At 39.1% G+C, this 11,045-nt stretch carries 8 protein-coding genes; 2 read left to right on the top strand and 6 right to left on the bottom strand.

All coding sequences use genetic code 11. The features are described 5' to 3' along the window. Positions 1–116: 116 nt before the first annotated feature. Together argS and CAO17_RS18375 are read right to left on the bottom strand one after the other, a co-directional pair. Positions 117–1,787, bottom strand: coding sequence for an arginine--tRNA ligase (gene argS / locus CAO17_RS18380; protein ID WP_085994008.1), 1,671 nt, complete (start codon positions 1,785–1,787; stop codon positions 117–119). After that, entirely contained in the window at positions 1,784–2,224 is a 441-nt protein-coding gene (locus CAO17_RS18375) for a YwiB family protein (protein ID WP_085994007.1), read from the bottom strand. The genes argS and CAO17_RS18375 overlap by 4 nt, the downstream gene beginning before the upstream one ends. Before the next feature lie 301 nt (positions 2,225–2,525). Between CAO17_RS18375 and CAO17_RS18370 the strand changes: the two genes are divergently transcribed. Next, complete coding sequence (locus CAO17_RS18370; RefSeq protein ID WP_085994006.1) at positions 2,526–4,580, top strand: transglycosylase domain-containing protein; 2,055 nt, start codon at positions 2,526–2,528, stop codon at positions 4,578–4,580. 277 nt (positions 4,581–4,857) lie between these two features. On the opposite strand, the gene CAO17_RS18365 is transcribed toward CAO17_RS18370, so the two are convergent. The 3 genes from CAO17_RS18365 to CAO17_RS18355 all read right to left on the bottom strand — a co-directional run bounded on the left by CAO17_RS18365 (position 4,858) and on the right by CAO17_RS18355 (position 8,047). Beyond that, positions 4,858–5,367 carry a YwhD family protein gene (locus tag CAO17_RS18365; protein WP_085994005.1) on the bottom strand — a complete coding sequence of 170 codons (510 nt, stop codon included), beginning with the start codon at positions 5,365–5,367 and terminating at the stop codon, positions 4,858–4,860. Positions 5,368–6,088: 721 nt separating this feature from the next. Further along, on the bottom strand, positions 6,089–6,586 hold the full coding sequence (locus CAO17_RS18360; protein WP_085994004.1) for a YwgA family protein: 498 nt from the start codon (positions 6,584–6,586) through the stop codon (positions 6,089–6,091). A gap of 153 nt (positions 6,587–6,739) precedes the next feature. Further along, complete coding sequence (locus CAO17_RS18355; protein WP_085994003.1) at positions 6,740–8,047, bottom strand: HD domain-containing protein; 1,308 nt, start codon at positions 8,045–8,047, stop codon at positions 6,740–6,742. A gap of 250 nt (positions 8,048–8,297) precedes the next feature. On the opposite strand from CAO17_RS18355, the gene CAO17_RS18350 reads away from it, so the two are divergent. Then, a complete protein-coding gene (locus CAO17_RS18350; protein ID WP_085994002.1) occupies positions 8,298–9,161 on the top strand; it encodes a lipoate--protein ligase family protein in 864 nt (287 codons plus the stop codon). Positions 9,162–9,621: 460 nt separating this feature from the next. Here CAO17_RS18350 and CAO17_RS18345 read toward each other — a convergent pair whose 3' ends face one another. Then, entirely contained in the window at positions 9,622–10,797 is a 1,176-nt protein-coding gene (locus tag CAO17_RS18345) for an IS256 family transposase (protein WP_085990839.1), read from the bottom strand. Positions 10,798–11,045 lie beyond the last annotated feature (248 nt).

Here is an 11,045-nt window from a genome sequence, read left to right as displayed (position 1 = left end):
ACTTTATATGTAAAATTTTATATTTTTAGTTAATTTAGAAATTAAAATACACTATTTTCCATTGCTTGTAAAGAAAATAGTGTATTAACAAAGGTATTGAAATATTCAATTATGTCCTACATCTTTTCCGGCGCAGATACACCAATCAACTTAAGTCCATTATCTAATGTAATACGAACAGCTTTCATTAATGCGATACGTGCACTTGTGCGTTCTTTGTTATCCTCATCGAGCACTTTTTCTGCATTGTAGAAGCTATGCAAGAGTGATGCTAAATCAAACACGTATTGGGTCACTTTATGTGGTAGCTGCTTTTCTGCCGCTTCTGCAACCACTTGTGGGAATTCGCCAAGTTTCTTCAATAAATCTACTTCTTTTTCCGCTGTTAGCAACGATCCATCATATGTTGCATTTATGTCGAATCCTTTGTTTTTTGCTTGCTCCAGCATCGTACAAATTCTTGCATGCGCATATTGTACATAGAAAATTGGGTTTTCATTCGACTGGGAGCGAGCAAGGTCCATATCAAAGTCAAGCTGAGAATCATTCGAACGAGTTACAAAGAAATAACGTGCTGCATCTACGCCAACATCCTCGATTAAATCACGTAGTGCGATGGCTTTTCCTGTTCGTTTACTCATACGAACTTTTTCGCCACCTTCAAACAAGTTCACCATTTGAATAATTTTGACATGGAACGTTTCTGACGGATAACCGAGTGCTTGAATCGCTGCACGCATCCTTGGTACATACCCATGATGGTCTGCTCCCCATACATTTATAATTTGATTAAATCCGCGATCCAATTTGTCCTTATGGTAGGCAATATCTGGTGTTAGGTACGTATAATTTCCGTCTTTCTTCACGAGAACACGATCCTTGTCATCGCCAAAGGCAGTGGATTTAAACCATGTTGCCTCATCTTTTTCATAAATGTAGTCTTCTTTTTCTAACACCTTTAAGGCTTCCTTAATCTTCCCATCTTTATAAAGGGAACGTTCGGAAAACCAATTGTCGAATTCAACACGGAATGCTTTTAAATCTTTTGCGATATTATCTAGGGAAGATTTCAAGCCATATTCTTTAAAAAAGCTAATTCGTTCTTCTTTATCTTTGTTAGCCCATTCATCACCATATTCGGACACCACATTTTTCGCAATGTCGATAATAGCCTGCCCGTGATAGCCATCTTCCGGCATTTCGACATCTTGTCCTAATTCTTGTAAATAGCGAGCCTCAACTGAGAAAGCTAGATTATCAATCTGGTTCCCCGCGTCATTGATATAATATTCACGCTCCACATCGTAGCCAGCTGCATCTAATACATTACATAAAACATCGCCATAAGCTGCTCCACGAGCATGTCCTAAGTGCAGGTCTCCTGTTGGGTTAACAGAAACAAACTCCACCTGAACGCTTTCACCATTTCCCGAGTTCGTTTTTCCGTATTCGGAATCGGCGTCAAGAATTGTTGGAATAATATCTCCCAAGAAATCATTTTTCATGAAAAAGTTAATAAATCCAGGTCCAGCAACTTCTACCTTTTCAATGGAAGCTTTGGTTTGATCTATGTTATTGATGATATCGTCTGCTATTTGGCGTGGTGCCTTTTTCGCAATTCTAGCAAGTTGCATGGCGATATTTGCAGCAAAGTCACCATGTGCCTTATCCTTTGGTTTTTCTAAAATAATTTCCGGTAATTCCTCTTTTGTTGCTAAGTTCGCTTTTAGGACAGCAGCTTCTATTTCCTGCTTTAATGTATCTTCCGTTTGTTCTAAAACATTCATTCGGAATCCTCCTCTTTATAACGTAATTCTAATTCATGTTTCCGTTCATCCTGCCCATTCATTTTCACGGTATACAAAATGGACAACTTTCCTTCTGAACGATCATCTTTTTGATGGTGCTCTAGCTTTGTCGTGTACGTTTCCATATGTATGGTTCCATACGGGTGCTTGTATACATTTTCCGTAAGTTGACCCGTCTGGAACCGTTGATTCATCGATACAACACCCGTCCGTTTAATATGAACAGAGTTAGCTTGAATCGTAATCATATTTTTAACGGGGATTTCTTCATCCATCGTTTCCTCAAAGGTTAGTACATGCTTATTTCCTTTTTGGAACAGATTTCCCGCTCCCTGCACATCATTATACTCCTTTTGACCATTATCGTGAATGACCGTTTGGAGCTTAACGTTTACTTTCTTTTTCATTGCATTCATACCATCGCCTCAAAACCTCTATTTTTAAATCACTCTAGCTTGGTGTGATAGTTATAAGAAAAAATTGATAATGCCTATTATAGCTATAGTACGCCGTTTTTTTCAATAGAAAGCCTCATAGGTTGGTGGCTTACCGAATCATTATATCAGCTTGCCTCTCCATATATGGGCATTTCGTTCTATTTGGACTCGCCGCATCATATTTACTGCGGGCGCTTTCGCTTTTCTATGTTTATTTGTTTTTATCTTTTCCCATAATAATAGTAATACACACGTATATCATAAATTTGGAGATTAGAGCATGAAAAAGAGCAGATTTACGACGTTTCAGATAATCAGCAGGATTGTGATAGGAATAATTGGGCTTACCTTTGTTGCTATTGCAGGAATCTATCTTTTTAGTTTTTTATTGGGGCCACCGCCACTGACTAATGAAATCAATACGATTTACTATAGTGATTCAAACGAGGTTATCGGTGAAGAACGTGGGGTGGAAAATAGATATTGGATTGATTTAGAGGAAATGTCTGACCATATCATTGATGCGACTCTTATAACAGAGGATCGGCATTTCCTGGAGCATAATGGATTTGATTTCAAACGGATTATTGGAGCGATTATTCAAAACATCAAACAACAATCCCTAGTAGAAGGGGCAAGCACATTAACCCAACAGCTTGCTAGAAATTTATATCTAACCCACGAAAAGACATGGAACCGAAAAATAAAGGAAGCCTTTTATGCGGTTCGGCTGGAAATGTACTATTCCAAGGCAGAAATTTTAGAGGGATATTTAAATTCGATATATTATGGTCATGGTGTCTATGGAATTGAAGCGGCCAGCAATTACTTTTTTAACAAGTCTGCAGAAGAATTAAGCCTTCCAGAGGCTGCGATGTTGGCCGGTGTTCCCAAAGGTCCAACCTACTATTCTCCCTTCAATAATAAAGAGAATGCGGAGAATCGGCAGGCAAGAATTTTAGAACTGATGCGGAACAACGACATCATTACACCAGAAGAATACCAAGCTGCAATTCGTACGGAACTTGCCTATGTACGTAAAAAAGAGGAAAACAAGAAGGATACGATTGGTCCTTATTTTCAGGATATGGTGTTAAAGGAAGCTGCGAAAATTCTTGAGATGGATACGGAAGCTATACGTTCAGGGGGATACCAAATCTATACAACATTAGATGCGGAATTTCAAAAGGGTCTAGAATCCTCCATCCATCAAACCGTCCGTGATTCTAGTGAAATGGAAATCGGTGCCATGTCGATAGACCCTGAAACTGGTGCCATTAAAGCACTAGTTGGTGGTAGAGATTATGAGAAAAGTCCATTTAATCGGGCGGTTCAAGCCAAGCGAATGGCGGGCTCCACCTTTAAACCTTTTCTATATTATGCAGCGCTAAATCATGGCTACACCTCCACCACGATGCTAGCCAGTAAGCCAACAGCCTTTGAATTAGAAAATGGTGAAGTATATCAGCCTAGCAATTACAATGATTATTATGCCTATGAGCCTATTTCCCTTGCCCAGGCCCTAGCCTTATCTGACAATATCTATGCCGTTAAAACGAACATGTTCTTAACGCCAGAACGACTGGTGGAAGCGGCAAGGAAATTTGGGATCGAAGGGGAATTACCGGCGGTCCCTTCTCTCGCCTTAGGCACAGCATCTGTTACCGTAGAAGAGTTGGTTACTGGATATGGGATGATTGCGAATGGTGGGCATAAGATTGATAGTTATACCATTGAAAAAATTACAGATTGGAATGGAAACACGCTTTATGAACGAGAAGAGGAAGAAGGAGAGGTCGTTCTTGACCCAGAAAAAACCTTTATTTTAGCGGATTTGATGACTGGAATGTTTGACCGCAAGCTAAACGGGTATACTTCTGTGACCGGTTCACCAATTGTTGAACAACTAACACGGACATATGCGGGGAAATCTGGTTCAACCAACTCGGATAGCTGGATGATTGGTTTTAGTCCCCATCTCGTAACAGGGGTGTGGGGTGGCTATGATGATAACCGGCCAATGCAAATTGTCGCTGAAACGGCCTACCCGAAACAGATATGGGCAGACTTTATGGAAAAGGCTCATGAGGAATTACCTGAAATAGGTTTCCAAGCACCATCTGGCGTTGTCGGTGTCCCCGTAGATCCGGAAACAGGACATATGGCAACACCGTACTGTGACGTAAGCCGTGTCATGTATTTTGAAAAAGGAAACGAACCAACTAGCTATTGTATGAAGCATTTCCATGATGAGGAAATCCAAGAAGATACGGAAGAAAGGAAAGAGGATTCCAATAAAGGAATTGTAGAAAAGTTCTTTGATTCCTTCTTCTAAATTTAGTTTGACGGAGATCTATATATAGGCGTGGCTCCTTAAATTTGCGCGGGGACCGAACGGATATCAGGGGAAATCGAACGTACCACGCTCTTTCTATATACCATGATATTCATAGAAGAGGCCATAAAAAGAAACCGACAACTCAAAGGGAGTGTCGGTTTCTTTTTGTCCTAGTAATACATGTTTATTGTCCATGTACCAATATTTTACAAACTTTAATTACAAAGTACAACATAAAAGAAAGTTTTCACAATTTGTTCACAAAATGGTCATTTTATACGTGAAGTGCTTCTTTTAATTCATCTGAAGAATGATTCCACATATCCTCGTCAAATTCTTTCAGGAAATTACCTAGAAGTTTTTTAGAATGGTCATCCATATGATCCACCACAATTTTACCTTTCAAGGATTTTTCCATATGTGTAATATGCTCTGGCATGGATTTATAAGCCCGTTTAATTTCGCGGTCCACTCGAATTTCACTTCCAGCTACACCACTGTAAAATTTACCGTTCTCTCCTCGCTCCACATTTACCCAAACAATCCAATACAGTTTTCCGTTTGGTACCTGATCTTTTTCATGTATCCATTTAACGCGGCGTTCTACTTTACTACGTGCATGCATCGCATCCATATCGACATATGCTTCATTCTCATTTGGATCCACAATTACAGGAGACATATTTTCTAGGCTTATAACCCCAGTTCCATACCCGCCATGGCCATCGGTGGGATCATCCTTTAAAATCGTAAAGGAATTCTTTTTCCCTTTATCCATACTCATCCCAGATTCCTCCCTTTTCTATTTAATAAATCTACATTATCCATTTTCACTAATTTTACCAGAAAACATACTTGGTTTCATATTTTCCAGCTTATTGATTGTTATTACGCAGTATAGATAGAATGCGTATTAAACTGCTCGTTAATACCGCTACGGACTGCCGATTTCCGTAGGCACGGCTTCAGCCTCCTTAGTGAAAGATCACCGCATCGAAGGCTTCAAACACGCACTTTCCCGCAGGACACGGAAAACTTCGTCAGCGTCACAACTTCGTGAGAAAAAGCGGTCTCCTTTTTCTAGGTGTCGACGCCCTCCGCTCCAATCAACCAGATTATTAGTGGAATACATTTTATCAGCTAATTAATATTGATTTAGTGTTAGAACACTCAATACTAGCGAAGGGAATACACGGAGACTCCTCGAAAATAAAGTTCAATTTTCTTCGTGCGATGCGTTGCTGCCGAAGCGTTCCTTGTCCTGTGGGAGCAGAGGCCTAGGTGAGACTACGTAGTGCGTCAGCACGGAGGAGGCTCAGCAGCCGCCCACGGAAAGCGCAGTGTATTCCCGTAGCGGTATTTACGCACATTCTAGTATTAAGATAATAAGTAATGTTACATCGACATGCACCAACAAACTCCACCAAGTTAGTGCACCTCATCCTTCAACTGTGAAATTCAAAAATAAGAGAAAATAGCATCTCAGGTCTATCAGCCTTCCCAAGCTAAACCACTTTTATATCCTTAATAAATTGTATGGCTTCTTTTATTTCTTCATCACTGTATTTCTGCTTTGGTTTAACCGTATGCACTTTTTTTATAATTTCTTCTACATGCAAATCATCGAAGTAAAACATGGTTGCAACAAGTTCCAAAAATCGGGAGCTTTTGGCCTTTAATTTTTCGACTTTCTCTTGATATTCAGGCATGTCCATCGCAAATTGCTGTAAGAAATCTTTTCCATCATCCGTAATGGTGTAATTATATTGGTAATAGTTACTTTTATCTTCTCTCACTTCATTTAAAAAGCCTAAATTACAAAGCTCCTCCACACGCAATGTCAATTCCTCTGAGTATGGTCCATAGAAGTGAAAATTATATTTTTCCTCAAAAGGTACATTACATTTTTGCAAAATATAAATCATTTTCTGCAGTTTCTTTCTCCCCGTTACATCTTTTGCAATAGAAAAAAACTGCATTAATTTCGCATGATTATCTAACATTATTTACCTCTCCTTAGCCATAAAAAAGTGAATCAAATTTTTAAAAAATTGGTAGACATGACACAGGACAAAGACTTTTATACGAAGTGGTATCCAAGTCTTTGCCCTTTTTCTCAAGATTGTTCGTCCTGTTTTAGCAATTCTTATTTAATTTTAATGCCCTTTTACGGATGATAATATTTCCATAATCCGCTTTTTGGCGCTTGATTCCTCTAACCTATCCAACCGGTCTTTTGGATAATATAGTTTGTGGTCCGTTCGTTTTTTTCCAGAAATAGATTCTACAATATCAGAGTGTCTAGATAATTCCTTTAATGATTTATCTGGCATCAACAAGTGTATCGGTAGTCGTTCTTCTTCCTCACCTGGTCGATAAAAGTCATATGGGAGATCTGAGGAGGAATCAACAACTAGATAATATTCCGGATGAATTCCTACATCTTTAAATAATTGATAAAGCTCCATCCATTCCTTCATTTGCAGGTTCGGATTAAACTCCACATATTTAAATAGCCTGCGGTTCATAAATCGTTCGCATAAATCGCTTAAAATGTCATCCTGTTCATCTTGCCACTCTTGAAAATAATAATGAACCATTGACTCATCCAATTTTAAATACTCATCCAGCTTCACGTTTCCTTCAAAAAAGGATATAAAATGGGTTGGTTTCAATTTAAAGGTAAAATCATTTGATTCATATAATTCCTTCGCTCGATGGAGAATTTTTGACAGAATAACCTCCGCACTTCTCGTTACAGGATGGAAATAGACCTGCCAATACATTTGATAACGGCTCATAATATAATCCTCGACGGCGTGCATTCCTGTAGATTTAATGACAACCTGATCCTCCATTGGACGCATCACCCGAAGAATACGTTCCATATCAAAGTGGCCATAGCTTACCCCAGTAAAATAAGCATCGCGTTGCAAATAATCCATTCGATCTGCATCAATTTGACTCGAAATAAGGCTCACCACAAGCTTGTCCTTATAAGTCTTTGCAATAACATCCGCAACCTTCTGAGAAAAACCAGGACTCACCATTTCTAAGATTTTATTAATATTCGTGTCTCCCACAATGATTTGTTGGGTAAAATATTCATGATCCAACTTAAAAACCTTTTCAAAGGAATGTGAAAACGGGCCATGCCCTAAATCATGCAGAAGGGCAGCACATAAGCAAAGTAGGCGTTCTTCATTATTCCAATGGGCTCGATTCTCAAAGTTAGTAATAATTCTTCTAACAATCTCGTATACACCTAAAGAATGATTAAAACGACTGTGCTCCGCTCCATGGAACGTCAAATTTGTCGTTCCAAGTTGTTTAATCCGGCGCAGTCGCTGAAATTCTGGTGTTGCTATCAAATCCCAAATTACTCGGTCCCGCACATGGACATAACGATGAACGGGGTCTTTAAACACCTTTTCTTCGGATAATTGATGATCTTTATATGCCATTATCTCCATCCGTTCTTTTCGACATTTTTAATATATTATATAATAGATAACTAGGTAAGAAAAGAGACAATGTTTTATCGACATTACTTAAACACCTTGCCGAAACTGTGTTTATCGATTTCGGCAGTTTTTAACATTCTTTATTTTTTTGTAGAAACAGACGATAGGAACCTATTCCCTATTCGTCAAAATGAAAACATAATGATATAACATGTAGAATGGATTCGAATATTACAAGGTTGGTGCAAACATGAAAAATTGGAAGGAAATTATTCAACATACAACATTTCGATATCTCGATCATTCCAATGAAGTAAAATTCTTTGGAAAGGACTATACGGCATTAACATCATTCGCTGTCGATGATGCACTAGCCATGTCCGTTAGCAATGGAGACTCTCCCCCTGCAATTAGACTTTGGGTCCATCCCAAAACGATTGTCCTCGGTATTCCTGATGCAAGGCTTCCCTTTATCGATGAAGGAGTACGATTTTTAGCCAATAAAGGGTATCATGTTGTCGTTCGCAATTCAGGTGGGCTTGCTGTCGCATTAGATGGCGGGGTATTAAATATTTCGCTCGTTATTCCTGGCGTCCATGAGTTATCCATCCACGATTGCTACGAGGCCATGGTTAGTTTCGTCCAGTATATGCTTCATGATGTCACAACCGAGATTGAAGCATATGAAATTGTTCACTCGTATTGTCCAGGTGATTACGACCTCAGTATACATGGGAAAAAATTTGCAGGCATCTCCCAGCGTAGAATTAAAGATGGTGCAGCTGTGCAAATTTATCTTGATGTTGAAGGAAACAGTAACGAAAGAGCAAGTATCATTCGCGATTTTTACCAGATTAGCAAAAAAGATACCGAAACGAAATTTCATTTTCCAACCGTAGACCCTGAAGTCATGGCATCCTTATCCAGTTTGTTACACATGAACGTAACGGTAGAAAAAATGAAAGCAAGAGTTCTAAATGCTCTAACTAATTTCAGCGAACAAATCGTACAGACTGGCTTTTCTGCGTCAGAACTTGCAGTGTTTGAGAAGAGATATGCCCAAATGATCAAACGAAATGAACCGATTAAGAGCATATTAAAAGGGGAACGTTAGAGCTCTGCTTAAAGTGGCTTTGTTGGGGGGCGTGCGGGATGGGTGGATGGTGGCAACGCTTTTTTCAAGTTACCATTTTTTTAAGATTAGAAAATAGGAAGGATAGTTGCTTACAGGGGGATTTCTGATTTATCAGCTTTCCTCCCGATTTATCGGCGCTCCTTACAGTTTATCGGTGTTCCTAGTCAAGTCCATAATTCTGTGTAAATTCAAGTTACAATGTTAACCGGTTATGGGCAGACATATGAGGCAAAATCTCAAAGCTAAAATCCAGCTAAACATTATGACACCATTTGACATGAGAGGCGAGTGTGATAGCCTGCCCTGGCAGGGCCAGTTCTATTTGAGCTGGCTTCCTGGCTAAGGAATCATACTCGCCGGAGGCTCATGTCAAATTCTCTATTTAGGGGGATTTCTAACATTTAGCACCTTTAGTGGAGCTTTGTGATTTTGCAGAACATTAATTAACTCTGTAGATATATTTTCTTCCGCCTGGATCTATGTTTTTATCATATTCCATCAGTACGGCACCAATTAACCTGTATGCAGATTTTTTATTGGGAAAAATTCGAATAACGGCTTCTCTTCTTCTTACTTCAGAGTTTATACGTTCTAGTACATTGGTCGTTCGAATGTGCCTATATGTCTCCTCTGGCTCGGCATAGAATTGGACTGCGTCCTCATAGCCATTTTCCAAAGTTTCAACCACTTTTTCGAACTTCTTTTCGCCCCCATATTTCTCAATAAATTCATCTTTTAAAGCTCTAGATATCTTACTGTTGGAGGCTTTAAAAACCTCTTTAAGATGCGTACGTGCTTCTTTGGTATTCTTCTTAGGCATAGATTGAAGAATATTTCTTAAAAAGTGTACGGTGCAGCGTTGCCAACTTGTCCCAAGAAATTTTTCCGAAATGGCCACTTTTAACCCTTGATGTGCGTCTGAAATAACTAGTTTAGGAGACTGTAATCCTCTGGCAGTTAGGGTATCAAAGAATTCACTCCAGTTTGTTTTTGACTCCGCATCAGAAACTTGAAAACCTATGATTTCACGTTTGTCTTTTGCATTAACTCCTAACGCAATATAAACAGCTTTAGATACTACTCTATGATACTCCCGAACCTTGATATACATGGCATCCACAAAGATATAGCGATAATACTGGGTGTTCAATGGTCTTTCAGCCCATTCTTTTACAATAGGATCTAACTTCTTTGTTAGATCGGACACCATGGATTTAGATATTTTTTCTCCACAAAGCTGTTCTACAACCTTCGTTACCTTACGTGTAGATACCCCGTTAACCACCATTTCTAGCATAGAAAGTAAAAAGGCCTGGTCACAACGTTTATATTTTTCAAAAACCTTCGTGGAAAACTCTCCGCTGCGGGTACGTGGGACTTTTAATTTTACTTTCCCAACATTAAGAATCATATTTCGTTCATAGTAACCATTCCTGTAATCATGACGATATGGATTCCGATCATGAGAAGAATCATTCATATACTGATCTCTTTCCATTTCCATGTATTCATTTAGAATAAGCACAACTGAAGATTTAACTACGTCATTGAGACTGGATTGCATCACTTCACCTTTAATTTTTTCTACATCTAGTGTAAAATTAAGCTGGGTCATCATCAATTCCTCCTAAGTTACGGTATTTTTGTGGTTGAAAATCATTGTAACCAAATTGAGGGTTGATGAGACCCTTTTTCTATTTACACAATTATACTGACTTAATCGTGTTCCTTACAGTTTATCGGCGTTCCTTACAGTTTATCGGCGTTCCCTCCAGTTTATCGGCGTTCCTTACAGTTTATCGGCGTTCCCTCCAGTTTATCGGCGTTCCCTCCAGTTTATCGGCGTTCCCTCCAGTTTATCGG

Source organism: Oceanobacillus senegalensis (assembly GCF_900176885.1).
Taxonomy (GTDB): domain Bacteria; phylum Bacillota; class Bacilli; order Bacillales; family Amphibacillaceae; genus Oceanobacillus; species Oceanobacillus senegalensis.
The sequence above is the reverse complement of the archived record's forward strand: the minus strand, read 5'-3'. Positions and strand labels throughout refer to the sequence as shown.